Annotated in this window: 21 protein-coding genes; 17 read left to right on the forward strand and 4 right to left on the reverse strand. The window is 74.2% G+C overall.

Going from position 1 to position 24,450, the window contains the following annotated elements; genetic code table 11:
* The first annotated feature begins 128 nt into the window (after window positions 1-128).
* The 5 genes from leuS to holA all read left to right on the forward strand — a co-directional run bounded on the left by leuS (window position 129) and on the right by holA (window position 8,091).
* Window positions 129-2,633, forward strand: coding sequence for a leucine--tRNA ligase (gene leuS, locus MHY29_RS00070; protein WP_239237844.1), 2,505 nt, complete (start codon window positions 129-131; stop codon window positions 2,631-2,633).
* Window positions 2,634-2,713: 80 nt separating this feature from the next.
* The gene (locus MHY29_RS00075) at window positions 2,714-3,703 is read left to right on the forward strand and encodes a DegV family protein (protein WP_239237845.1); all 990 of its coding nucleotides are present in this window, start codon (window positions 2,714-2,716) and stop codon (window positions 3,701-3,703) included.
* Window positions 3,704-3,773: 70 nt separating this feature from the next.
* On the forward strand, window positions 3,774-4,571 hold the full coding sequence (locus MHY29_RS00080; protein WP_239237846.1) for a ComEA family DNA-binding protein: 798 nt from the start codon (window positions 3,774-3,776) through the stop codon (window positions 4,569-4,571).
* A gap of 133 nt (window positions 4,572-4,704) precedes the next feature.
* Window positions 4,705-7,059, forward strand: coding sequence for a ComEC/Rec2 family competence protein (locus MHY29_RS00085; protein WP_239237847.1), 2,355 nt, complete (start codon window positions 4,705-4,707; stop codon window positions 7,057-7,059).
* Between the two features lie 9 nt (window positions 7,060-7,068).
* Entirely contained in the window at window positions 7,069-8,091 is a 1,023-nt protein-coding gene (holA, locus tag MHY29_RS00090; RefSeq protein ID WP_224354818.1) for a DNA polymerase III subunit delta, read from the forward strand.
* Between the two features lie 97 nt (window positions 8,092-8,188).
* Here holA and rpsT read toward each other — a convergent pair whose 3' ends face one another.
* Window positions 8,189-8,455 (reverse strand): 30S ribosomal protein S20, encoded by a 267-nt coding sequence (gene rpsT, locus MHY29_RS00095; protein ID WP_239237848.1) that lies wholly within the window; start codon window positions 8,453-8,455, stop codon window positions 8,189-8,191.
* A 221-nt stretch (window positions 8,456-8,676) separates the two neighbouring features.
* The gene (locus MHY29_RS00100; protein WP_239237849.1) at window positions 8,677-9,276 is read right to left on the reverse strand and encodes a type II toxin-antitoxin system PemK/MazF family toxin; all 600 of its coding nucleotides are present in this window, start codon (window positions 9,274-9,276) and stop codon (window positions 8,677-8,679) included.
* A 117-nt stretch (window positions 9,277-9,393) separates the two neighbouring features.
* On the opposite strand from MHY29_RS00100, the gene lepA reads away from it, so the two are divergent.
* On the forward strand, window positions 9,394-11,244 hold the full coding sequence (gene lepA, locus MHY29_RS00105; RefSeq protein ID WP_239237874.1) for a translation elongation factor 4: 1,851 nt from the start codon (window positions 9,394-9,396) through the stop codon (window positions 11,242-11,244).
* Window positions 11,245-12,522 carry a radical SAM family heme chaperone HemW gene (gene hemW, locus MHY29_RS00110; RefSeq protein WP_239237850.1) on the forward strand — a complete coding sequence of 426 codons (1,278 nt, stop codon included), beginning with the start codon at window positions 11,245-11,247 and terminating at the stop codon, window positions 12,520-12,522. It abuts the gene before it with no gap.
* Between the two features lie 22 nt (window positions 12,523-12,544).
* On the opposite strand, the gene MHY29_RS00115 is transcribed toward hemW, so the two are convergent.
* Together MHY29_RS00115 and MHY29_RS00120 are read right to left on the reverse strand one after the other, a co-directional pair.
* Window positions 12,545-13,000, reverse strand: coding sequence for a DUF4870 domain-containing protein (locus tag MHY29_RS00115; protein WP_239237851.1), 456 nt, complete (start codon window positions 12,998-13,000; stop codon window positions 12,545-12,547).
* A 115-nt stretch (window positions 13,001-13,115) separates the two neighbouring features.
* Window positions 13,116-13,973 carry a DUF3097 family protein gene (locus MHY29_RS00120; protein WP_239237852.1) on the reverse strand — a complete coding sequence of 286 codons (858 nt, stop codon included), beginning with the start codon at window positions 13,971-13,973 and terminating at the stop codon, window positions 13,116-13,118.
* A gap of 161 nt (window positions 13,974-14,134) precedes the next feature.
* Here MHY29_RS00120 and hrcA point away from each other — a divergent pair, with 161 nt between their 5' ends.
* The 10 genes from hrcA (at window position 14,135) to MHY29_RS00170 (ending at window position 24,449) form a co-directional block, all read left to right on the forward strand.
* On the forward strand, window positions 14,135-15,148 hold the full coding sequence (gene hrcA / locus MHY29_RS00125; protein ID WP_224354824.1) for a heat-inducible transcriptional repressor HrcA: 1,014 nt from the start codon (window positions 14,135-14,137) through the stop codon (window positions 15,146-15,148).
* 25 nt (window positions 15,149-15,173) lie between these two features.
* A complete protein-coding gene (gene dnaJ / locus MHY29_RS00130) occupies window positions 15,174-16,316 on the forward strand; it encodes a molecular chaperone DnaJ (protein WP_239237853.1) in 1,143 nt (380 codons plus the stop codon).
* The gene (locus MHY29_RS00135) at window positions 16,313-17,065 is read left to right on the forward strand and encodes a 16S rRNA (uracil(1498)-N(3))-methyltransferase (protein WP_239237854.1); all 753 of its coding nucleotides are present in this window, start codon (window positions 16,313-16,315) and stop codon (window positions 17,063-17,065) included. Before dnaJ ends, MHY29_RS00135 begins: the two co-directional genes overlap by 4 nt.
* A 61-nt stretch (window positions 17,066-17,126) precedes the next feature.
* On the forward strand, window positions 17,127-18,194 hold the full coding sequence (locus tag MHY29_RS00140; protein WP_239237855.1) for a PhoH family protein: 1,068 nt from the start codon (window positions 17,127-17,129) through the stop codon (window positions 18,192-18,194).
* Entirely contained in the window at window positions 18,184-18,657 is a 474-nt protein-coding gene (gene ybeY, locus MHY29_RS00145) for an rRNA maturation RNase YbeY (protein WP_224354828.1), read from the forward strand. Before MHY29_RS00140 ends, ybeY begins: the two co-directional genes overlap by 11 nt.
* Before the next feature lie 8 nt (window positions 18,658-18,665).
* Window positions 18,666-19,973 (forward strand): hemolysin family protein, encoded by a 1,308-nt coding sequence (locus MHY29_RS00150; protein ID WP_239237856.1) that lies wholly within the window; start codon window positions 18,666-18,668, stop codon window positions 19,971-19,973.
* Window positions 19,974-19,982: 9 nt separating this feature from the next.
* Window positions 19,983-20,945 carry a GTPase Era gene (era, locus tag MHY29_RS00155; RefSeq protein WP_239237857.1) on the forward strand — a complete coding sequence of 321 codons (963 nt, stop codon included), beginning with the start codon at window positions 19,983-19,985 and terminating at the stop codon, window positions 20,943-20,945.
* A 160-nt stretch (window positions 20,946-21,105) separates the two neighbouring features.
* Window positions 21,106-22,836, forward strand: a complete 1,731-nt coding sequence (gene leuA, locus MHY29_RS00160; RefSeq protein WP_239237858.1) for a 2-isopropylmalate synthase — start codon at window positions 21,106-21,108, stop codon at window positions 22,834-22,836.
* Complete coding sequence (gene recO, locus MHY29_RS00165) at window positions 22,833-23,633, forward strand: DNA repair protein RecO (protein WP_224354832.1); 801 nt, start codon at window positions 22,833-22,835, stop codon at window positions 23,631-23,633. Before leuA ends, recO begins: the two co-directional genes overlap by 4 nt.
* Window positions 23,634-24,449 (forward strand): isoprenyl transferase, encoded by an 816-nt coding sequence (locus tag MHY29_RS00170; RefSeq protein ID WP_224354833.1) that lies wholly within the window; start codon window positions 23,634-23,636, stop codon window positions 24,447-24,449.
* Window position 24,450: the final 1 nt, after the last annotated feature.

Consider the following 24,450-nt stretch of genomic DNA (forward strand, 5'->3'; position numbering starts at 1 on the left):
CGGGGGGCCGTCGTCGTGGTGGCGGTCCCGGGCGGCCGCCGCCGTAGGATGGTCGGGCCTGCCGCACCGGCCATCGTGCCGGGCGCCCAGCATCCGAGCACCCCGACTGCGTGAGGACACGAACCACCGTGAGCCAGACCCCCGAGAGCGCCGCACCGGCCACCCCCCAGGTCCCCGAGGACGCCGAGTATGCGTTCAGCGAGGTCGAGGCGCGCTGGGCCGGGTACTGGGAGCAGGCCGGCACCTTCACGCCGCGCGGCGACGGGTCCGCGACCCGCACCGTGGTCGACATGTTCCCCTACCCCTCCGGCGACCTCCACATGGGCCACGCCGAGGCCTTCGCCATGGGCGACGTCCTGGCCCGGTACTGGCTGCAGCGCGGCTACGACGTCCTCCACCCGATCGGCTGGGACTCCTTCGGCCTCCCCGCGGAGAACGCCGCCATCAAGCGCAACGCGCACCCCGCCGAGTGGACCTACGCGAACATCGAGACCCAGAAGCGCTCCTTCCAGCGCTACGGCATCGCGGTGGACTGGTCGCGCGAGCTGCACACCTCGGACCCCGAGTACTACCGCTGGACCCAGTGGCTGTTCCAGCAGCTGTACAGGAAGGGCCTGGCGTACCGGAAGGACTCCCCGGTCAACTGGTGCCCCCAGGACCAGACCGTGCTCGCCAACGAGCAGGTCGTGGACGGGAAGTGCGAGCGCTGCGGGGCCGAGGTCACCAAGCGCGAGCTGAACCAGTGGTACTTCCGGATCACCGAGTACGCCGATGCCCTGCTCGACGACATGGGCCAGCTCACCGGGCACTGGCCCGAGCGCGTGCTGGCCATGCAGCGCAACTGGATCGGCCGCTCCGAGGGCGCCCACGTGGACTTCCAGGTGGAGGACGGTCCCGCCGTCACCGTCTTCACCACCCGCCCCGACACCCTCCACGGCGCCACCTTCATGGTGGTGGCCGCCGACGCGCCCCTGGCCCTCGAGCTGGTCGACGACGAGCACCGCGCCGCGCTCGAGGCCTACCGCGAGGAGCTGAAGAAGGCCTCGGACATCGAGCGTCAGGCCACTGACCGCCCGAAGACCGGCGTGTTCCTGGGCCGTCATGCCGTCAACCCGCTCACCGGTGAACGGCTCCCCATGTGGGCCTCCGACTACGTGCTGGCCGACTACGGCACCGGCGCCATCATGGCCGTGCCCGCGCACGACCAGCGCGACCTGGACTTCGCCCGGGCCATGGACCTGCCGGTGCGCACCGTCGTGGACACCGGTGAGGAGGACCCGGCGGTCTCCGGCGTCGCCACCACCGGCGAGGGCACCCTGGTGAACTCGGGCGAGCTCGACGGCCTGTCCAAGGCCGACGGCATCGCCCGTGCCATCGAGATCGTCCAGGAGCGCGGCACCGGCCGCGGCACCACCACCTACCGCCTGCGCGACTGGCTGCTCTCCCGTCAGCGCTTCTGGGGCACCCCCATCCCCGTGGTGCACTGCCCCGAGCACGGCGAGGTGCTGGTCCCCGAGGACCAGCTGCCGGTGCTGCTGCCCACGGACCTCAAGGGCGGGCAGCTGGCCCCCAAGGGCCAGTCGCCGCTGGCCGCCGCCGAGGAGTGGGTGAACGTGCCGTGCCCCGAGTGCGGGGCGCCGGCCCGCCGGGACTCGGACACGATGGACACCTTCGTGGACTCGTCCTGGTACTTCCTCCGCTACGCGTCCCCGTGGGACGAGCAGCAGGTCTTCGACCCGGAGCTGGTGAAGACCTGGCTGCCCGTCGACCAGTACGTGGGCGGCGTCGAGCACGCCATCCTGCACCTGCTCTACGCCCGGTTCTTCACCAAGGCCCTCCACGATCTGGGGCTCGTGCCCTTCACGGAGCCCTTCCGCGCCTTGCTGAACCAGGGCCAGGTGCTCAACGGCGGCAAGGCCATGTCGAAGTCGCTGGGCAACGGCGTGGACCTCGGCCAGCAGCTGGACGAGTTCGGCGTCGACGCCGTCCGCACCACCATGGTGTTCGCCTCCCCGCCGGAGGACGACGTGGACTGGGCCGACGTCGCCCCGGCCGCGGCCGGAAAATTCCTCGCCCGCGCCTGGCGGCTGGCCCGCGACGTGCGCGCCGCCGGCACCCCGGCGGGCGACCCGGCCCAGGGCTCGGCGGCGCTGCGCCGCGTCACCCACCGCACCGTGCACGAGGCCGCGGCCCTCGTCGAGGACCACAAGTTCAACGTGGTGGTCGCCAAGACCATGGAGCTGGTGAACGCCACCCGCAAGGAGATCGACGGCGGCGCCGGCGCCGGCGACCCCGCCGTCCGCGAGGCGGCCGAGGCCGTCGCGATCCTGCTGTCCCTGGTGGCGCCCTACGTGGCCGAGGACATGTGGGCCATGCTCGGCCACGAGCCCTCCGTGGTCCGCGCCGGCTGGCTCGCGGTGGACGAGTCGCTGCTCGTCGAGGACACGGTGACCGCCGTCGTCCAGGTCAAGGGCAAGGTCCGCGATCAGCTCCAGGTGCCGGCGGACGTCTCCGCCGCGGACCTCGAGGCCGCGGCCCGCGCGTCCGCCAAGGTCCGGGCGTTCATCGGCGACGCGGAGATCGTCAAGGTGATCGTGCGCGAGCCCAAGCTGGTCAACCTGGTCATCCGCTGACCGCACCGGCACACTGGGCGGGCCGGGTCCTCGGGGCCCGGCCCGCTCCCATCGACGACGACGACGAGGAGGACCCGGCCATGGCGAGCACCTCCCAGTGGCTCGAGGACGCGGTGGAGCGGCTGCGCGCCCGCCGCGGGCAGCTCGTGGGCCGCGCCCGCTACGGGCTCAAGCCGGCCCGACGGGACCGCACGGGCATCGTCACCGACTCCGCGGCGGCCCTGCCGGTCGAGGTCTTCGCCCACCCCTTCGCCGCCGGGATCCGGCAGGTCGCCCTCCCGGTGATGGTGGGGGAGCAGATCCACGTGGAGGGCGACGCCGACCTCGACTTGGAGCTCCAGCTCGCCCTCGCCGCAGGGACGCCGGTGCGGACGTCGCGCCCCGCCCCGGGGGCGTTCCGGGCGGCCTACGCCGACCTGGCCCGGGCCGGGTGCGCGCGGATCCTGTCCGTCCACCTGTCCGGGGAGCTGTCCGGCACGGTCGAGGCCGCGCGGCTCGCGGCGGCCGACGCCCCCGTCCCCGTGGTCGTCCTCGACTCGAGGACCGCCGGCCTGGCGCTGGGGCACGCCGTCCTCGACGCCGCCGTGGAGGCCGGGTTCGGACGGCCCCTGGACCAGGTGGCGGCGATCGCCCAGGCATGCGCGGACCAGAGCTCGGTCCTGTTCACCGTGCCCCACCTGGAGCAGCTGCGCCGCGGAGGTCGGATCGGGGCCGTGCCGTCCCTGCTGGGGGCGCTGCTGCAGGTCCGGCCCGTCCTGGGCCTCCAGGACGGATCCGTCCACCTGGTGGACCGCGCGAGGACGAGCCCCCGCGCCCTGGAGCGCATGGTGGACCTCGCCCGGGAGCGCGCGGCCGGTGGCCCCGCGCGGATCGCGGTGCACGAGTACGGGGATCCGGCCGGTGCAACGGCGCTGGCGGAGCGCCTGCAGTCCGCCTCCGCCACGCCTGTCCCCGTCGTCCCGCTGCCGGCGGTCCTGGCCGCGCATCTGGGACTGGGGACGCTGGCCGTCGTCGTGAGCCCCCTCGAACCGGTCCCGTCGACCTCGTCCTCTCCTGCACAGGCGAACTGACCATTCCATCCCTCCACCGAACCCCTGAGGCATCGGGTGGGCGCACCCGCGCGGTGGCCAGGCTGGGCGCATGGACACGAAGACCCTGACCCCCGCCGTCGACGAGCCGGACTGGGAGGACCCGCCGCCCCGCGGCCCCCTGCTGCGGTGGCGCACCGCCGGTGCCGGACTGACGCTCGTCGCGATCCTCGGGCTGACCTGGTGGCTGGTGGCCTGGCTGACGGCGCCGGCCCCGCCCGACGCCGTGCCCGCGGGCGCGGTGGGCCCGGCCTCGGCCGCGGGGTCCGCGGCCCACGAGGCAAGCGCCGCTCCCCTCGGGGCGACGGCGGCGACCCCCGAGGGCCAGGACGGCGGCGGGCGGTCCGCCGCGGCCGCGAACCCCTCGGGACGCGTCCGGGTGCACGTCGTCGGCCAGGTGCGACGCCCGGGCGTCGTCGAGCTGCCCGCGGGGGCCCGGGTGGCCGACGCCGTCGCCGCCGCGGGCGGCGCCCGCGAACTCGCCCGCACCGACCGGATCAACCTCGCCGCGCCCGTCGTGGACGGTCAGCAGGTCGTGGTGCCGGACGCGCAGACCGCCGTCGAGCCTGCGGCCGTGGCGGGTGAGGCTCCGGACGGCGGTCCGACGCCGCGCACCGGGTCGGGCGCGAGTGCGGCGGACGGCTCCGGAGGCGGGCCGGCCACGGTGGACTTGAACACGGCCGACCTCGCCGCCCTGCAGACCCTGCCCGGAGTCGGCCCGGCCACGGCCGAGAAGATCATCGCCCAGCGGGAATCGGTCGGACCCTTCAGCGGGCTGCAGGACCTCGACGCGGTCCCCGGCATCGGCCCGGCCACTCTCGACCGGCTCAAGGACCACGTCACGTGGTGAGGCGGGAGCGACACCCTCGTGGTGCGGTGTGAGGCCCGCCGGACCGGTCGACGCCCGGTGGGTTCCAGCGCTGCTGCTCTGCCTCGTGCTGGGTCAGGCGGCTCCCACCTGGCCGGCGTCGACGGCGGCCGCGGTGTCGCTCGGGTGCGCCGCCCTGGCGGCGGTGACGCTGACCCTGCGCCTCCGGATTCGGCGCACCGGCTCGTCCCGCGTCCGCACGGGCGCCGCGACCGCCGTCGTGCTGGCCGGACTCTGTGGAGCCGTGCTCGTCCAGCACATCGCCGTCGAACGATCAGGACGCGAGCAGGTCGGATGGATCGAGACCGTCGATGCCGGCGGGCCCGTCCGCCTCGAGGTCACTGCCCAGGGCCCGGCGACCGCCGAGGACTCCCGCTTCGGCCCCTCGTGGACCCGTCCGGTGACGGTGCAGCGGTTCGGGCACCCGCTGCGACCCCTCACGCCTCCCGCGGAGGCCACACTCACCGGAACGGGGAGCCCCGACGCCGCCGCGAACGGCGCGGAGGTGCTGTGCGTCGTCGCCGAGCCGAGGCCGGCGGACGGCGCCCTGTTCCTCGCGGCACGGGCCGCTCCCGAGTCGGACGGCTGCGGGGAAGGCTCAACGGCCGCCTCCTCCGGCCCCACCGGCCGGGACGTGCTGCGCGCCCGATTCCGGGAGGCGGCGGCGGACGGCGTCGGCCTGGCCCCGGAACTGGTGCCCGGGCTCGTCCTCGGGGACCGCACGGCGCAGTCGGAGCAGACGGACCAGGCCATGAAGGACGCCGGGCTGTCGCACCTCTCGGCGGTCTCCGGGGCGAACTGCGCCCTGCTCCTCGGGACGGTCGCCCTGGTCCTGCGATCCCTGCGCTGCCCGCGTGGCGTCGTCCTGGGCGCGGGGCTCGCCGTCCTGGGGGTGTTCGTCCTGGTGGTGGGGCCGGAGCCGTCCGTCCTGCGGGCGGCGGTGATGGGAGCCCTCGGAGCCCTGGCGGTGTTCCTGGGCCGCGGTCGCCAGGCCTTCGGGCTGCTCTGCGCCGGCGGCACGCTGCTGCTGGTGGCCGTCCCGGACCTGGCGGGGGAGGTCGCCTTCCACCTCTCCCTGGCCGCGACGGCGGGCATCGTCCTGGTCGCCGCGCCCGTGGACCGGTGGCTGCACGGCCGACTGGGCCGCGTCCTGCCGGACCTGGCGGCGCGGGGGCTCTCCTCGTCGCTCGCGGTCACCCTCGCCGCGCACCTGGCCTGCCAGCCGATCCTGCTGGCCATGACGGGAACGGTGAGCCTCTGGGCGGTGCCCGCCAACCTCGTGGCCGCGCCGGCCGTGGCGCCGGTGACGGTCCTGGGAACGCTCGCCGCCGCGCTCGTCGTGCCCGCACCGTGGGCGGCCGCCCCGCTGCTGTGGACCGTCCAGTGGCCGGCCGCGTGGATCGGTATGACGGCCACGGCGGCCTCCGCGGCGCCGGGTGCGGTGCGGCCCTGGCCGGAGGGCGCGCTCGGCATCGCGCTGGGGGCGCTGCTGACCGCCGCCACGCTGGCGGGGTTCCACGCCGTCCTCGTCCTCGAACGCCGGCCGACGGCCCCCGTCCGGCGGGTGGGGCGGTCCGCCCGGGACGCCCGCGTGAGGGTCCCCGCCCGCGTCGTGCTCGCCGCCGTGCTGGCCGCCTCCGCGACGGGGGCGGCGGCCGCCGTGCTCGTCCCGCGCCCGGCCGGCACCGTGCCGGAGGGGTGGGCGGTGGCCGTCTGCGACGTCGGCCAGGGGGACATGACCGTCTTCCGCTCCGGGCCGGGCTCGGCCGTGGTCGCGGACGCCGGCCCGGACCCCGCGGCGGCCTCCCGCTGCCTGGACGACCTCCGCATCGAGCGCGTCGACGCCCTGCTGCTGACCCACCTCCACGCCGACCACGCCGCCGGCGCTCCCGGGCTGTCCGGGCCCCGCGCGGCCGCGGCTGTGCGCCACGGGGCGTGGTCCGGCTCCGGGGGAGGAGGAGGGGAGGAGCCCGGACTGGACGCGCCCGCGGGCTCCGCGCCCCTGACGACAGGCGACGAGGGCCGTGCCGGCGACGTCGCCTGGCGGGTCCTGCTGGCCGACCCGCGCGCCGCCGAGCAGAACGACTCCTCCGCCCAGCTGCTCGTCACGGTGACGACGCCGGCCGGTCCCGTCACCACCCTCGTCACCGGGGACATGGAGCAGGAGGCCTCCGCCGCCTGGGCCGCCGGGACGCGGTCGGACGCGGCGCCGCCTCCGCGGGTCGACCTGCTCAAGGTCGCCCACCACGGCGCCCGCAACGGCGGCCTGGACGTCCCCCGCCGCGTGCGGGCCCGCCTCCAGGCCATCTCCGTCGGGGCGGACAACACCTACGGGCATCCGGCGGCGGCCACGGTCGCCGGGCTCGAGGAGCTGGGGCCCGTGCTCCGGACCGACCGGCACGGCACCGTGGCGCTCGTCCCCGGACCGGACGCCCGGCTCACCCCGTACACCGTCCGGCCCCCGACCTAGGATGGGGGCATGTCCGCCGCACGCAGCACCCGTTCCGCCCGAGGCGCCCGCGGCGTCGACCCGTTGGCCTGGCGCCGGGCCGAGCCCGCGCCGCTGATGCTGCTGCGCGGCCCGGAGGAGTATGCGGCCCGCTGGGTCGCCGACCGCGTGGTCGCGACGCTGCAGGCGCGTCACGGCTCACTGGAGACCCACCGGCTGCGGGCGTCCGACTACCAGGCCGGCCAGCTCGCGCTCGCCGCGAGCCCGTCGCTGTTCGCCGAGCCCACGCTCATCCGCGTGGACGGGCTGGAGTCCATGAACGACGCCTTCCTCGAGGACGCCCTGCGCCTCGTCGCCCAGGGCCCCGGTGCGGACGACGTCACCGTGCTGCTCCGGCACACCGGCGGCAGCCGCGGCAAGAGGCTGATCGACGCCGTCGCCGCGGCCGGCGTCGTCGTGGAGTGCCCCGCCCTGAAAAAGGACGAGGACCGGCTCGCCCTGGTCCAGGCGGAGTTCCGCGAGGCCCGCCGCCGGATCGACGAGGACGCCGCGCGCGCCCTGGTCCGCGCCACGGGCGCCTCCCTCACGGACCTGGCCTCGGCCTGCCGCCAGCTGATCGAGGACGTCGAGGGGACCGTCACCCCGCAGACCGTGGAGACGTACTACGGCGGGCGTGTGGAGGCGACCAGCTTCGCCGTGGCGGACGCGACGCTGGAAGGTCACGCGGCGCGGGCCGTCTCCCTCACCCGGCACGCCCTGGCCACCGGGGTGCACCCGGTGATGATCACGTCCGCGCTGGCCGTGAAGGCGCGGCAGGTGGCCCGCATCATCGACGCGCGGGCCGGTCAGGGCGAGCTGGCGTCGATCCTCGGGGTGGCGCCCTTCCAGGTGCGGTTCATCCAGCAGGCGGCCCGTCACTGGACGCCGGCGGGGATCGCCCGGGCGGTGGAGTGGATCGCCCAGGCCGACGCCGAGGTCAAGGGCGCCGCGCGGGACGCGGACTTCGCCGTGGAGCGTGCCGTCATCCGGGTCGCCACCGCGGTCTCCCGCTGAGTCGTGCCCGGCCGCCCCGGGCCCCGTGGTGATCCCCCTGGACGACGACGGCCCCCGACCGGTGAGGTCGGGGGCCGTCGCGCACGGCGTGCGTGGATCAGCCGAGGAGGGCCTTCACGCGGGCGGCGATGCCGGACTTGCGGTTCGCGGCCTGGTTCTTGTGGATGACGCCCTTGGAGGCGGCCTTGTCCAGCTTGCGGGAGGCGGTGCGCAGCGCCTCGACGGCGGCGTCCTGCTCGCCGGCCGCGACGGCCTTGTCCACGGCGCGGATGGCCGTCTTCAGCTCGGACTTCACCGCGACGTTGCGCTGGCGCGCCTTCTCGTTGGTGAGGATGCGCTTCTTCTGGGACTTGATGTTAGCCAAATCGGGTCCTTCGTCTGCTGCGCTCGGCGGTCCCGCCGGCGCGGATGTACAGGGGGTCGTGGAGGGTGCCCGGGTCCGATGACTGAGCGGCGTGGGGAACACCGATGGTGCGACCGTCCCGGGGGTGCCCGTCGACCGGCGGACACAATGCAGGAGAGCCTACCATCCGGCCCGCCGCATCCTGATCCCGGGGCGGCCCGGCGTGGCGCGGTCGGGCGGCGTCAGCGGTCCCAGCCCTGGGCGCGGGCCAGTGCCTCGGCCACGGCGTCGAACCGCGAGCGCTCCAGGACCCCGCCCTCCCGACGCACGGCGGCCGGGTCGACGCGGAGGATGCGGTCCAGCTTGGCCTCCGAGGCGCGTCCGCCACGGTCCCAGGGTCCGGTGCCCACGTCGACGTAGTCGGCGTCGCGACGGGCGGCGTTGGTGTGGTCCTTGCTCGTGAGCATCAGGGCGAGCAGGAGGTCGCCGTCCCGGCCGACCAGGAGCACGGGGCGGTCTTTTCCGCGACCGTCCATCTCCTCGAACGGCACCCACGTCCAGACGACCTCGCCGGGGTCGGGCGTCGCCCCCGGAACCGGGGCGTACTCGACGCGGGCCCGGCCGGTGAAGTCCGGCAGCAGAGCATGGTCGGAGCCGGCGCCTCCGGAGCGCGCCCCGCGCGTCTCCTCGGCGTCCGCCCGACGCCGGCGGCCGGCGCGCGAGGCAGGGGAGGAGCGGGCGGCGCCGCGAGTCGTGCCGGCGCCGGACATGGAGCGCACCTGCTCCACGAGCCGCAGGGCGGTCCGGCCGAGGGCGAGGGCGCGCTGGAAGTCGAAGGCCATGGCCCGAATCTATCGCCCCCGCCGCGCGCGGGCGGCTCCCCGGCGCCTCGGCCGACGGGCGCATGGAAGAATGGGCGGTCAGTGTCCGAAGCCCCCGAGCCGATCAAGGATGTGCCCGTGTCGCCCCTGGCGTCCAAGCCCCCGGTCCCCGCCGCCACCGATCCCGCGGTGATCCGCAACTTCTGCATCATCGCCCACATCGACCACGGCAAGTCGACCCTGGCCGACCGCATGCTCCAGGCGACCGGCGTCGTCCAGCCGCGCGAGATGAAGGCCCAGTACCTGGATCGCATGGACATCGAGCGCGAGCGGGGCATCACCATCAAGTCCCAGGCCGTGCGCATGCCGTGGGAGGTGGACGGGGTCAACTACGCCCTGAACATGATCGACACCCCCGGCCACGTGGACTTCACGTACGAGGTCTCCCGGTCCCTCGCCGCGTGCGAGGGCGCGATCCTCCTCGTGGACGCCGCGCAGGGCATCGAAGCGCAGACCCTGGCCAACCTGTACCTGGCCATGGAGAACGAGCTCGAGATCATCCCCGTGCTCAACAAGATCGACCTGCCCGCCGCGGACCCGGACCGCTACGCGGCGGAGCTCGCCACGCTGATCGGCTGCGAGCCCGACGACGTGCTGCGCGTCTCCGGCAAGACCGGCCAGGGCGTCGAGGCGCTGCTGGACCGCGTCGTCGAGCGCCTGCCCGCCCCGCAGGGCGTGGCCGACGCCCCGGCCCGCGCCATGATCTTCGACTCGGTGTACGACACCTACCGCGGCGTCGTCACCTACGTGCGCGTGGTGGACGGCATGCTCTCGCCGCGCGAGAAGATCCGCATGATGTCCACCGGTGCCACGCACGAGCTGCTGGAGATCGGCGTGTCCTCACCCGAGCCGATGCCCACCAAGGGCCTGTCCGTGGGCGAGGTGGGCTACCTCATCACCGGTGTGAAGGACGTGCGCCAGTCCAAGGTGGGCGACACCGTCACCAACAGCTCGCGCCCGGCCACCGAGCAGATCGGCGGCTACGAGGACCCCAAGCCCATGGTGTTCTCCGGCCTGTACCCGATCGACGGGTCGGACTACCCGAACCTGCGGGACGCCCTGGACAAGCTCAAGCTCAACGACGCCGCGCTCGTCTACGAGCCGGAGACCTCGGTGGCGCTGGGCTTCGGCTTCCGCGTGGGCTTCCTGGGCCTGCTGCACCTCGAGATCGTGCGCGAGCGCCTGGAGCGCGAGTTCGACCTCGACCTCATCTCCACCGCGCCCAACGTGGTCTACGAGGTGAAGCGCGAGGACACGACGGTGGTCACCGTGACCAACCCGTCCGAGTTCCCCGAGGGCAAGGTGCTCGAGGTGAAGGAGCCCATGGCCTCCGCCACCGTGATCGTGCCCGCGGAGTACATCGGCGCCGTCATGGAGCTGTGCCAGACGAAGCGCGGCCACCTCAAGGGCATGGACTACCTCTCCGAGGAGCGCGTGGAGATCCGCTACTGGATCCCGCTCGCGGAGATCGTCTTCGACTTCTTCGACCAGCTCAAGTCCCGCACCAAGGGCTACGCCTCCCTGGACTGGAAGGCGGACGGCGACCAGGTGGCCGACCTCGTGAAGGTGGACATCCTGCTCCAGGGCGAGCAGGTCGACGCGTTCTCCGCGATCACCCACCGGGACAACGCCTACTCCTACGGAGTGATGATGACGGGCAAGCTCAAGGACCTGATCCCGCGCCAGCAGTTCGAGGTGCCGATCCAGGCGGCCATCGGCTCGCGGATCATCGCGCGCGAGAACATCCGCGCGATCCGCAAGGACGTGCTCTCCAAGTGCTACGGCGGCGACATCTCGCGCAAGCGCAAGCTGCTGGAGAAGCAGAAGGAGGGCAAGAAGCGCATGAAGATGGTGGGCCGCGTGGAGGTCCCGCAGGAAGCGTTCATCGCGGCGCTCTCCTCGGACGGCGCCGAGCCCGCGAAGAAATAAGTGCCCTCCGTCCTGCCCGTGGGCCTGCCCGTGCCCGACGACGGCGCCCTGCCGCCCGCCTCCGTGGCGGCGGTCCGCGCGGCGTCGGCGACGGGGGAGCCGCGCACGTTCAGCCTGTACGTGCACGTGCCGTTCTGCACGGTGCGCTGCGGATACTGCGACTTCAACACGTACACGGCCGAGTCCTTCGGCCCGGGCGCCGGCCGCGGCGACTACGTGGACTCGGCCCTCGCGGAGCTGGACTTCGCGGCGGGCGTCCTCGAGCGCTCGCGGGTGCCGGCGCGTCCCCTGCACACGGTGTTCGTCGGAGGAGGCACGCCCACGCTCCTCCCCGCCGAGCACCTCGTGCGGATCCTCGCGCACGCACGCGAGCGGTTCGGCCTGGCCGAGGGCGCGGAGGTGACCACCGAGGCCAACCCGGACACCCTCACCCCGGAGTACGTCGCGGAGCTGGCCGCGGGCGGGTTCACGCGGCTGTCCGTGGGCATGCAGTCCGCCGTGCCCCACGTGCTGGCCACGCTGGAGCGCACGCACGCCCCGGAGAACGTGCCGGCCGCCGTCGCCGCCGCGCGCGCGTCCGGGATGGAGGTGTCACTGGACCTGATCTACGGCACGCCCGGGGAGTCCCTGGCGGACTGGCGCACCACCCTGGAGGCCGCGATCGCGATGGCCCCGGACCACGTCAGCGCGTACTCGCTGATCGTGGAGGAGGGCACGCGCTTCGGCGCGCAGGTGGCCCGCGGCGAGGTCGCGGACGTGGACCCGGACGACCAGGCGGACAAGTACCTGCTGGCGGACGAGCTCCTCTCCGCCGCCGGGTACCGCTGGTACGAGGTCTCCAACTGGGCGCACGACCCGGCCGGGGCCGGTGTCCACCGGGCCCGTCACAACGTGGCCTACTGGGAGGACCAGGACTGGTGGGGCGTGGGTCCGGGGGCCCACTCGCACGTCGCCGGCACGCGCTTCTGGAACGCCAAGCACCCGGCCGCGTACGCGCAGCGGCTGGCCACGGGCGTCACGCCCGCCGTGGGGAGGGAGATGCCCGACGACGAGGCACGCCGCCTGGAGCGGATCATGCTCGCCGCGCGCACCGTGGAGGGGCTGGACCTGTCCGAGGTGCGGGGCTCCCTGGAGCCGGAGGAGCTGCGCCGACGCGTGGCGGCGCTCATCGGCGAGGGACTCGTGGAGGGCCCGGCGGCCCTGCGGGGTCGGATCGTGCCGACGCTGGAGGGGCGGCTGCGGAACGACAGGATCGTGCGGGACCTCGCCGGGTTCTGACGGACCCGGCTCGGCCGACGGGTCAGCGCAGGAGGCGCGGGTTGAACGGGTACCGGAAGGGCCGGCCCTTCGCCACCTGGGAGGCGCCCATGACGCCGTAGAGGGCCAGCGCGATCCACAGCAGGGCGCCGAGGATCGCGAGCAGCCCGCCGAGCAGCGGCACGCCGCCGAGCAGGAACAGGAGGACGATCAGCAGGGTGGGCGCGAGGGAGAAGTTCAGGGCCTCGCGGGACTCCTGAGCCGTGAACGGGCCGCGGTCCCGATAGAGCAGCCACATCACCAGCGGGCCGGGCAGGCCGCACGCGAGGCTGAGGTGGGACAGGGCTGCGCGGTCGCGGTCCTGCTTGGCGGTGAGGGGCGCGCGGCCGCCGGCGGCGTCGCGCAGCCAGGCGGGGGCCTCGTGGGCCGCGCTCCCGCCCGCGGCGCGGCGCGGGGTCGCGGTCTCGCCGGCGGGGGTGGTGCTGGGGGTGGTGGCCACGGTGCTCCTCTGTCGTCCTGCCGCCCGGTGCCGCGGGCGTCGTCCGGGGCGGGGCCTGCCCCAGTGTAGACGCAGGGGGTGGAGACGGGGTGGCGGCCCCGCCGGGGCCGGCGGGTCAGGCCCCCGGGGCGGTGAGGAAGTCGATCAGCTCCTCCACCCGGCCCAGCAGGGCGGGCTCGAGATCGGCGTAGGTCCGCACGTGGGAGAGCAGCCGCTTCCAGCCCAGGCCCGTGGCCTCCTTGGTGCCCGCGGGCCAGCCGAGGCCGCGGAGGACGCCGGTCTTCCAGTCCTGGCCGCGGGGCACCACCGGCCAGGCGTCGATGCCGAGCACGGCGGGCTTGATGACCTGCCACACGTCCAGGTACGGGTGGCCCAGGATCAGGACGTTGCCGGCGGCGCCGGGCACGGCCATGGCCTCGGCGGCGAGGCGCTCCTCCTTCGAGCCGGCGACGAGGTGGTCGACGAGGATCCCGAGGCGGCGGCCCGGGCCGGGGGCGAAGTCGCGGATCGCCCCGGCGAGGTCGTCGACGCCGTGGAGGGGTTCCACCACGATCCCCTCGAGGCGCAGGTCCTCGCCCCAGACCTTCTCCACGAGCTCGGCGTCGTGCACGCCCTCCACCCAGATCCGCGACGCGCGGGCGGTCCGGGCGCGCGCGCCCTCGACCCGCCGGGAGCCGGAGGCGGTGCGGGCGGCGGCCGCCGGGGCGGCCGACCGCGGGGGCACGAGCACGACGGGGGAGCCGTCGATCCAGAAGCCCGGGCCGAGGGGGAAGCCGCGGCGGACGCCCCGTCGGTCCTCGAGGACGACCACGTGGGTGCCGCCGGAGCGCTCCACACGCACCACGGCCCCGACGAATCCGCTGGCCACGTCCTCGACCACCGTCCCCGGGGTGGCGGGCGCCTCCACGGCGGTGGGTCCGGCGGGGCGGGCGAGGTCCTCGTGGGCCCCCGGGCCCCAGCTGCTCCAGTCCATGCGGGCCACCCTAGCGAGGTGCCCGGCTCCGCCGGAGGCGGAATCGGGGCGCGCGGTCCGGGCGGCGCGTCCCGCCGATGGCTAGCATTGGCACTTGGCGCCGGTGAGTGCCAGCGCGGGGCCCGGGGTCCCGCTCGTCGTCGTGAGGAGAGGAGCGCACCGTGACCGAGCAGCCCCGCCGTCTCCAGGTGCTGCAGGCGATCGTGGAGGACTACGTGTCCCTGCGCGAGCCGGTGGGCTCCAAGGCGCTCGTCGAGCGCCACGCCCTGGGCGTCTCCTCCGCCACGGTGCGCAACGACATGGCGGCCCTCGAGGAGGAGGGGCTGATCGTGGCCCCGCACACCTCCGCCGGACGCGTCCCCACGGACAAGGGCTACCGGGTCTTCGTGGACCGCATCTCCGAGGTCAAGCCGCTCTCCGCGGCCGAGCGCCGCGCCGTGCGCACCCTGCTGGACTCCGAGGCGGACACCGAGTCCATGATGGAGGCCACCGTCCGGCTCCTCGCCCAGCTCACCCGACAGGTGGCCGTGGTCCAGTTCCCCCACGAGGACGGCTCCACGGTCCGCCACCTGGACCTGGTCGCGCTCACCCCCGAGCGCGTCCTCGTGGTGCTGATCCTCTCCACGGGGCGGATCGAGCAGCGCACGGTGGCACTTGCCCGGCCGGTGCAGGACGAGGACCTCGCGGCCCTGCGCGCGGTCCTGCTGCCCGTCATCGAGGGCCTGGGCCCGGCGCAGGCGGCGGCCGTCCTGGACACCCCGCTCGAGGGGCTGCCCCCGGCCCGACGCGCGGCCGCGGTCGACGTCGTCGGGGCGGTCCGCGGTCTGCTCGAGGCCGAGCGGCAGGACCGCATCGTGCTCGCCGGCACCGCCAACCTGGCACGCAGCACGGACGACTTCCACTCGTCCATCGGCCCCATCCTCGAGGCGCTGGAGGAGCAGGTCGTGCTGCTGCGCCTGCTCACCGAGATGGGGCAGGACGCCCACGGCGTCTCCGTCCGGATCGGCGCCGAGAACGGGGCGTCGCTGGCGGACACGTCCGTCGTCGCCGCCGCCTACGGCCCGGGGGCCGTCGCCAAGGTCGGCGTCATCGGGCCCACCCGCATGGACTACCCCGGGACCATGGCCGCCGTGCGCGCGATCGCCCGGTACCTGTCCCGCATCCTGACCACCTGAACCTGACCCCACCGGAGGAAGACCCATGGCCGACCACTACGCCACGCTCGGCGTCAGCCGCGACGCGTCCGCGGAGGAGATCAAGCGTGCCTACCGCAAGCTCGCGCGTCAGCACCACCCGGACGTGAACCCCTCGGAGGAGGCCGCGGAGGAGTTCAAGCGCATCTCCCACGCCTACGAGGTGCTCTCCGACGAGGACAAGCGCCGCGTCTACGACCAGACCGGCAACGAGAACGGCACCGCCGGAGGCTTCGGGGGCGGAGGGTTCGGCGGCGCCGGCTTCGGCGGGTTCGCGGACATCTTCGAGACCTTCATGAACGCGGCGGGCACCCCCGGCGGCGGGCGCGGCCCCATGCCCCGCGCCCGGCGTGGCCAGGACGCGCTCGTCACGGCGCGGATCGAGCTGCGGGACGCGGTGTTCGGCGGCGAGGCCACCCTCCAGCTGGACACGGCCGTCACCTGCGAGCGGTGCTCCGGCACCTGCTGCGAGCCGGGGACCCACCCGGAGACCTGCTCGACGTGCCAGGGCCAGGGCATGACCCAGCGCCCGGTGCGCTCCATGCTGGGCACCATCATGGCGGCGGAGACCTGCCCGGTCTGCCGCGGCTTCGGCACCGTCATCCCGCACCCCTGCACGGAGTGCTCCGGCCAGGGCCGCGTGCGCGTGCAGCAGCCCCTCACCATCCGCATCCCCGCCGGCGTGGACGACGGCACCCGCATCCACCTCGCCGGCCGCGGCGAGGCGGGCCCCGGCGGCGGCCCGAACGGAGACCTGTACGTGGAGGTCCAGGTGCGCCCGGACGAGGTGTTCCGCCGCGAGGGCGACCACCTGGCCACCACGGTCACCGTGCCCATGGCCGCGGCCGCGCTCGGCACCTCGGTGACCCTGGAGACCCTCGACGGCCCCCAGGAGGTCGACATCGAGCCGGGCACCCAGTCGGGCCACGTGGAGACCCTGCGCGGCCTCGGCGTCGGCCGCCTGCGCGGCGCGGGGCGCGGCGACCTCAAGGTGGACGTCGTCGTCACCACGCCCACGGACGTCACCGACGAGCAGCGCGCGCTGCTGGAGCAGCTGGCCGGCCTGCGCGGCGAGGAGGTCGTCCACGGCGCCCCGCCGCAGTCCAAGGGCATGTTCGCCCGGCTGCGCGAGAACCTGAGGAACCTGTGACCGCGCCGCTCTTCCTCCTCGACGCCGGTGCGCTCGCCGGCGTCGCCCCCGGCGCGGAGGTGACCTTCACCGGCGCGGAGGCCCGGCACGCCGCGGCCTCGATGCGCCTCGGAGCGGGGGAGTCCGTGCTCGTGGCGGACGGCTCCGGCGCCCGGGCCTCGTGCGTCGTCGTCGACGCCGCGCCGTCGGCGGTCACGGTCCGCGTGGAGTCGCTGGAGCACGACGCCGCCCCCCGCCCCGCGCTGGTGCTCGTCCAGGCGCTCGCCAAGGGGGACCGCGACCTGATGGCGGTCCAGGCCTCCACGGAGCTCGGCGTGGACGCGGTGGTGCCCTGGGAGGCGGAGCGCTCGATCGTGCGCTGGAAGGGGGCGAAGGCCGCCAAGGCCCACCAGAAGTGGGAGGACACCGTCCGCGCCGCCGCCAAGCAGGCCCGGCGCGCGCGCGTCCCGGAGGTCCGGCCCGTCGTCTCGGGCACGGCGGTCGCCGGGCTGGCCGGCCCGGACCGGCTGCTCCTGGTGCTCCACGAGGACGCGGACCTGGGCCTCGGCGGTCTCCCGGACGCGGACCTGGAGGCGGCCGCGGAGGTGGCGCTCGTCGTCGGCCCGGAGGGCGGGGTGAGCCCCGCGGAGCTGGACGCGTGCACCGCGGCCGGCGCCGTGCCGGTGCGGCTCGGCCCCCACGTGCTGCGCGCCTCCACGGCGGGCCCGGCCGCCCTGGCCGTGCTCCAGCACCGCCTCGGCCGCTGGTGAGCGCGCCGACTAGACTGACCCGTACCTGTCCGCGCCGCACCCCGAGGTGATCCGCCCCATCGTGTCCGACCCGTCCTCGCACGTCGTCCTGCCGCCCGTCTCCGTGCCCGGAGCGGAGTCGGTGTCCTTCGAGTCAGCGGAGCTGATGGTCCGCACCCTGGGCGCGCACGACGCGCTGCTGCGGATCCTCGCCGGGGTGTACCCGGACGTGGAGGTCACCGTCCGGGACCAGTCGCTCGGCATGTCCGGTCCGCCGCGCCACGTGGCCCAGGCCCGCCGGATCGTGGAGGACCTCCGCTCCCTGGCGCGGCGCGACGCCCCGGTGACCCCGGACGTCGTGGAGCAGGTCGTGTCCCTCGTGCGCGACGGGGAGACCGGCCGCGCGTCGGGCACGCTCCACCTGGACTCGATCCTCTCCGGGCGCGGTCGCAAGATCCGCGCCAAGACCCTGCACCAGCAGGACTACGTCGAGGCCATCGACCGCGCCACGATCGTGTTCGGCCTGGGTCCGGCGGGAACCGGCAAGACCTACCTGGCCATGGCCAAGGCCGTGCAGGCCCTCCAGGCGAAGGAGGTCACGCGGATCATCCTCACCCGGCCCGCCGTCGAGGCCGGCGAGCGGCTCGGCTTCCTCCCGGGCGGGCTGTCGGAGAAGATCGACCCCTACCTGCGCCCCCTCTACGACGCGCTGCACGACATGATCGAGCCCGAGTCCATCCCGCGCCTCATGGAGTCCGGCACCATCGAGGTGGCGCCGCTGGCCTACATGCGTGGCCGCACGCTCAACGACGCGTTCGTGATCCTCGACGAGGCCCAGAACACCACGGGCGAGCAGATGAAGATGTTCCTCACCCGCCTCGGGTTCGGGGCGCGCATGGTCGTCACGGGGGACACCTCGCAGGTGGACCTGCCCCGGGGCGTCCGCTCCGGCCTGGCGGAGGCCGTGGAGGTGCTCGAGGGCGTCGACGGGCTCGAGATGGTCCGGTTCGACTCCTCCGACGTCGTCCGCCACTCCCTGGTCAGCGCCATCGTGGACGCCTACGACGGCGCCCGCGGCACCGGGTCCGCAGCGGACCCCCGCCCCGCCGGGCGCGGGGCCCAGCGTGGAAGGAGCGGCCGTGGCCGTTGAGATCGTGAACGAGTCCGGCGTGGAGGTGCCGGAGGAGGCGCTGCTGGGCATGGCCCGGCACGTCTACGCGGCGCTGCACGTGCATCCCCTGGCCGAGACCGCCGTGACGGTGGTGGACGCGCAGCGGATGGCCGAGCTCCACGTGGAGTGGATGGACCTGGAGGGCCCCACCGACGTGATGAGCCTGCCGATGGACGAGCTCACCCCGGGCACCGAGAAGTCCCCCGCGGAGGGCGTCCTGGGTGACGTCGTGCTCTGCCCCGAGGTGGCCGCGGAGCAGGCCGCCCGCGGCGGCCACAGCCGGGACGACGAGCTGCTCCTGCTGCTCACGCACGGCATGCTCCACCTGCTCGGCTACGACCACATGGAGGAGGACGAGCGCGCAGAGATGTTCGCGCTGCAGGACCGCCTGGTGTCCGAGGTCCTCGGCCGGCCCGCCCCGGCGCCCACGGTGGAGGACTGATCGCCCCCATGGCCACCGCCGTGTCCCTGGTCCTGCTGTTCCTGGCCTGCCTGGCGTGCACCTGGGTGCTCGCGCTGGCCGAGTCCGCCTTCACCTACCTGCCCCGCAGGGACGCCGAGGACGTGGCCCGCACGCGCCCCGGCTCGCGGATCCTCGACGTCACCGCCGACCTGGACGGCCACCTCGGTGCGCTGCGCGTGTGGCGCTTCCTCTCCGAGGCGTTCGCGGCCATGTTCCTCACGGCCGGCCTGCACGCCCTGACGGACTCGGTGTGGGCCGCGCTGGCGGTCACCGCCGTGCTCCTGGTGGGCACGGCGGCCGTGCTGGGCGTGTGGAGCCCGCGACCCATCGGCTCGCGCAACGAGGCCGCCGTCGCCGCGCGGACGGCCGGGCTGGTGCACGGGTTGAAGCGGGCGCTCGGCCCGGTGGGGGACCGGCTGGGCCGGGACCGCCGACGCACCGAGGCGGAGGCCGCGGACGAGGACGACTTCCACGAGCGGCACCTGCGCGAGGTCGTCGCGCGCGCCCACGATGCGGAGGTCCTCGAGGACTCGGAGGCCGAGCTGATCGCGTCCGTGTTCTCCATGGGCGACACCCTGGTGCGCTCCGTGATGGTGCCCCGCACCGACGTGGTGACCATCGACGCGGACCACACCCTCGGCCAGGCGCTGGACCTGTTCCTGCGCTCGGGCTGCTCGCGCGTCCCGGTGATCGGCGAGGACTCGGACGACGTCCGCGGCATGCTCTACCTCAAGGACGCGGTCCGCGCCCTGCACCACGAGGGCCACGCCTCCCAGGACGCGGTGACCGCGGTGATGCGCGAGGTGCGCTTCGTCCCCGAGTCCAAGCCCGTGTCCGTGCTTCTGGAGGAGCTCCAGCGGGAGTCCACGCACGTGGCGATCGTCGTCGACGAGTACGGCGGCACCGCCGGCCTGGTCACCCTGGAGGACCTCATCGAGGAGATCGTCGGGGAGATCTGGGACGAGGACGACCGCCCCGACCGCCCGGAGATCGAGGAGCTCGCCCCCGGTGTCTACTCGGTGGACGCCCGCATGGGCATCGGCGACTTCCGGGAGGAGTTCGAGCTCCCGGAGGACGAGGACGAGGACGACGACGTCGACACGGTGGGCGGGCTGCTCGCCAAGGAGCTCGGCCGGGTGCCGATCCGCGGCTCGCGCGTGGTGGTGCACGGGCTTGAGCTCACCGCCGACACCCTCGAGCCCCGCCGCAACCGCGTGGCGCGCCTCAAGGTGGTGGAGACGGAGGACCGACCCGCCCGGCTGCGCCGCCAGCACGATCCGACCGACCCCGACTGAGGAGACGCCATGACCTCGCTGCTCGATCCCGCCGTCCCGGAGGGGCACCGCTCCGGCTTCGCGTGCCTCGTGGGCCGGCCGAACGCCGGCAAGTCCACGCTCACGAACGCGCTGGTGGGGGAGAAGGTGGCCATCACCTCCTCCAAGCCCCAGACCACGCGCCACACGATCCGCGGCATCGTCCACCGGCCGGACTTCCAGCTGGTCCTGGTGGACACCCCCGGACTGCACCGGCCGCGGACGCTCCTGGGTGAGCGCCTGAACGCCCTGGTCCAGGAGACGCTGTCCGAGGTGGACGTGGTGGGCTTCTGCCTGCCGGCGGACGAGAAGATCGGTCCCGGCGACCGCTTCATCGCCCAGCAGCTGGCCGCACTGCGGCGCACGCCGGTGGTGGCGATCGTGACCAAGACCGACAAGACGGACCCGCAGCGGGTGGCCGAGCAGCTGCTGGCCGTCACCGCGCTGGGGGACGAGGTCCTGGGTCCGGAGAACGGCGGGCGCGGCTTCGCCGCGGTCGTCCCGGTCTCGGCCGTGGCCGGGCGACAGGTGGAGGACGTGGAGTCGGTGCTGGCGCAGCTGCTGACCGACGGCCCGCCCCTGTACCCCGACGGCGAGCTGACCGACGAGCCGGAGGCCATCATGGTCGCCGAGCTGATCCGCGAGGCCGCACTCGAGGACGTGCGGGACGAGCTGCCCCACTCGGTGGCCGTCGTCGTGGAGGAGATGAACCCCCGCGACGGCCGACCGGAGGAGCGCCCCCTGCTGGACGTCTACGCCAACGTGTTCGTGGAGCGGGAGAGCCAGAAGGGCATCATCATCGGCAAGGGCGGCTCCCGGCTGCGGGCCATCGGCACCCAGGCGCGCACGGGCATCGAGCGGATGCTCGGGACGCCCGTCCACCTGGACCTGCGGGTCAAGGTGGCCAAGGACTGGCAGCGGGACCCGAAGCACCTGAACCGCCTCGGGATGTGAACCCGGAGGGTGTCCGAAAAGTGAGACCGGGGCCTCATTGGTCGAGAACTGCCCGTGTCGGGTGTGGAATGGGGAACAAGGCCCGGCCGTGCACCGGTCGGACCGTGAGACCAGGACGAGGCCCGGCGACCCCGCGGCCGAACGAAGAGGTGGATCCGCCATGCGCAATCTGCAGAAGCCCTCGGGCATGAAGCACGGGAAGTACGTGCCGTACCACGAGCAGATCGAGGTGCACCTGCCGGATCGCACGTGGCCGGACAAGGTGATCACCGAGGCCCCCCGCTGGTGCGCGGTCGACCTGCGCGACGGCAACCAGGCGCTGATCGACCCGATGGGCCCCGAGCGCAAGCTGCGCATGTTCCAGCTCCTGGTGCAGATGGGCTACAAGGAGATCGAGGTCGGCTTCCCGTCGGCCTCGCAGACCGACTTCGACTTCGTCCGCCAGCTCATCGAGGGCGACCACATCCCTGACGACGTGTCCATCCAGGTCCTCACCCAGGCCCGGGAGCACCTGATCGAGCGCACCTTCGAGTCCCTCGAGGGCGCCGACCGCGCCATCGTGCACCTCTACAACTCCACCTCGGTGCTGCAGCGCCGGGTGGTGTTCCGTCAGGACGAGGACGGGATCGTGGACATCGCCACGTCCGGCGCCCGCCTGGTGAAGAAGTTCGAGGAGCAGCTCAGGGGCACCGAGATCACCTACGAGTACTCGCCGGAGTCCTACACCGGCACCGAGCTCGAGTTCGCCCGGCGCATCTCGGACGAGGTCGCCACCGTCCTGGAGGCCTCCACGGACCGCCAGATGATCCTCAACCTGCCGGCCACCGTCGAGATGGCGACGCCGAACGTCTACGCGGACTCCATCGAGTGGATGCACCGCAACCTGGAGCACCGCGACTCGATCATCCTGTCCCTCCACCCGCACAACGACCGCGGCACCGGCGTAGCAGCGGCCGAGCTCGGCTACCTCGCCGGCGGCGACCGCATCGAGGGCTGCCTGTTCGGCAACGGCGAGCGCACCGGCAACGTCGACCTCGTGACCCTGGGCATGAACCTCTTCTCCCAGGGCATCGACCCCATGATCGACTTCTCCGACATGGACCACATCCGCCGCACGGTGGAGTACTGCAACCAGCTGCCGGTGCCCGAGCGCTCCCCGTGGGGCGGCGACCTCGTGTTCACCGCCTTCTCCGGCTCCCATCAGGACGCCATCAAGAAGGGGTTCGAGGCGATGGAGGCCGACGCCGCCGCCGCCGGCAAGCACGTCGACGAGATCCCGTGGGCCGTGCCCTACCTGCCGATCGACCCGAAGGACATCGGCCGCTCCTACGAGGCCGTCATCCGCGTGAACTCGCAGTCCGGCAAGGGCGGCGTCGCGTACCTGCTCAAGTCCGAGCACAAGCTGGACCTGCCGCGCCGCGCGCAGATCGAGTTCTCCCACGTCATCCAGGACCTCGCCGACGCGCACGGCGGCGAGGTCTCCGGCGCCGACCTGTGGACGGCGTTCCAGGACGAGTACCTCCCGGCGGAGAACAAGGAGGAGGCGTGGGGCCGCTACCGCGTGCGCTCCGTGAGCTCCGAGTCCGGCGAGAACGGCGCGTTCCGCATGACCGCGGAGATCTTCGTGGACCACGAGCCCCAGACCCGCACGGCGGAGGGCAACGGCCCGATCGACGCGTTCCTGAAGATCCTCGGCGAGGACGGCCAGGACGTCCGCGTGCTCGACTACACCGAGCACGCACTGTCCGAGGGCGGCTCCGCCATGGCCGCCGCCTATGTCGAGGCGGCTGTGGGCGACCGCGTCCTCTGGGGCGTCGGTCTGGACCACAACACCACCACGGCCTCCCTCAAGGCGGTCGTCTCCGCGGTCAACCGGTCCCTGCGCGCGTGAGCGGCGCGCGGCACGGCGGCTACTCGGCGAACTCGTTCCGCACCGAGGCCATCGTGCTGCGCACCCACCGCCTGGGGGAGGCGGACCGGATCGTGGAGGCGATCACCCCCGAGCACGGCGTCCTGCGCTGCGTGGCCAAGGGGGTGCGGAAGTCGTCCTCCCGGTTCGGCTCCGTCGTGGAGCCGTTCATGCACTCCACCCTCCAGGTCGCGCGGGGGCGGGGGGAGCTGCACACCATCACCCAGGCGCAGCTGCTCCACCCGTACGCCACGGCCGTCGCAGCGGACTACGAGGCGTTCGCGGTGGCCGCAGCCCTGGCTGAGGGCGTCGAACGCATTCCCGCGCTCGACGCCGACGGCCGACGCGCCCAGTACCTGCTGTTCCACGGGGCCCTGGCCGCGCTGGCCCGGCGGGCCCACGACCCGCGGATGATCCTCCACAGCTTTCTGCTGCGCACCCTCACGCAGGCCGGCTGGGCCCCGACCTTCGACCGCTGCGCCCGATGCGGGGCGCCAGGTCCGCACACCGCGGTCAACGTCGCCCTGGGCGGGGCGGTCTGCGCCGAGCACCGGCCCCCGGGCTCGGCCAGTCCGGCCCCGGAGACGTTCGCGCTGCTCACGGCCCTCACCGCGGGGGACTGGGCCGTCGTCGACACCGCCGGTCCGCTGGCCCGGCGTGAGGCGGCCGGTATCGTGTCCGCGTACCTGCAGTTCCACGCGGAGCGCCGGCTGGTCGCCCTGTCCGTGCTGGACCAGGAGATCGCCCCGCCGGCCCCGCGCGCCGAGAGGAGCGCCTGAATGTCCGACGTGCCGAAGGTGAGCCCGCCCCCGCATCCCTCGGGTGCTGTCCCCCCGAAGCTCGACCCGCGGTTCGTGCCCCGGCACGTGGCCGTGGTGATGGACGGCAACGGTCGCTGGGCCAACCAGCGGGGCCTGCCCCGCACCGAGGGGCACCGCGCGGGCGAGGCCGCCCTGCTGGACGTCGTCGCCGGCGCCGTGGAGCTCGGCGTCGGGCACGTCTCCGCCTACGCGTTCTCCACGGAGAACTGGTCGCGCTCCGCGGAGGAGGTGCGCTTCCTCATGGGCTTCTCCAAGGACGTGCTGCGCCGCCAGCGCGACACCCTCGACTCGTGGAACGTGCGGATCCGCTGGAACGGCCGCGCCCCGCGCCTCTGGACCCCGGTGATCCGCGAGCTCCGCGAGGCCGAGGACCTGACCCGGGACAACACCGGCACCACCCTGCACATGTGCGTCAACTACGGCTCCCGCGCAGAGATCGTCGACGGCGTCCAGGCCCTCGCGGAGGAGGTCGCGGCCGGACGCATGCGCCCCCGCGACCTCACCGAGGACGTGATCACCCGGTGGCTGGACCGCGGCTTCCGCGCGGGGGACCGGGACGTCGACGTGACCCCGGACGTCGACCTGTTCCTGCGCACCTCGGGGGAGCAGCGCCTCTCCAACTACCTGCTGTGGCAGTCCGCCTACGCCGAGCTGCTCTTCCTGGACGAGCTGTGGCCGGACGTGGACCGGCGCACCCTCTACGCCGCGGTCCTCGAGTACGCCCACCGCGACCGCCGGTTCGGCGGGGCGGTGGACGCGCCCGCCGCCGACTGAG

This window comes from Micrococcus sp. ACRRV, assembly GCF_022346985.1.
GTDB classification, from domain to species: Bacteria; Actinomycetota; Actinomycetes; order Actinomycetales; family Micrococcaceae; genus Micrococcus; species Micrococcus porci.

What these genes read in the sequence shown, in the direction of transcription:
- leuA (WP_239237858.1), top strand. Translation starts at nt 21,106, where the DNA reads ATGCGCAATCTGCAGAAGCCCTCGGGCATGAAGCACGGGAAGTACGTG.
- MHY29_RS00150 (WP_239237856.1), top strand. Translation starts at nt 18,666, where the DNA reads ATGGCCACCGCCGTGTCCCTGGTCCTGCTGTTCCTGGCCTGCCTGGCG.
- MHY29_RS00075 (WP_239237845.1), top strand. Translation starts at nt 2,714, where the DNA reads ATGGCGAGCACCTCCCAGTGGCTCGAGGACGCGGTGGAGCGGCTGCGC.
- MHY29_RS00100 (WP_239237849.1), bottom strand. Translation starts at nt 9,276, where the DNA reads ATGGCCTTCGACTTCCAGCGCGCCCTCGCCCTCGGCCGGACCGCCCTG.
- MHY29_RS00080 (WP_239237846.1), top strand. Translation starts at nt 3,774, where the DNA reads ATGGACACGAAGACCCTGACCCCCGCCGTCGACGAGCCGGACTGGGAG.
- MHY29_RS00120 (WP_239237852.1), bottom strand. Translation starts at nt 13,973, where the DNA reads ATGGACTGGAGCAGCTGGGGCCCGGGGGCCCACGAGGACCTCGCCCGC.
- holA (WP_224354818.1), top strand. Translation starts at nt 7,069, where the DNA reads ATGTCCGCCGCACGCAGCACCCGTTCCGCCCGAGGCGCCCGCGGCGTC.
- MHY29_RS00170 (WP_224354833.1), top strand. Translation starts at nt 23,634, where the DNA reads ATGTCCGACGTGCCGAAGGTGAGCCCGCCCCCGCATCCCTCGGGTGCT.
- dnaJ (WP_239237853.1), top strand. Translation starts at nt 15,174, where the DNA reads ATGGCCGACCACTACGCCACGCTCGGCGTCAGCCGCGACGCGTCCGCG.
- era (WP_239237857.1), top strand. Translation starts at nt 19,983, where the DNA reads ATGACCTCGCTGCTCGATCCCGCCGTCCCGGAGGGGCACCGCTCCGGC.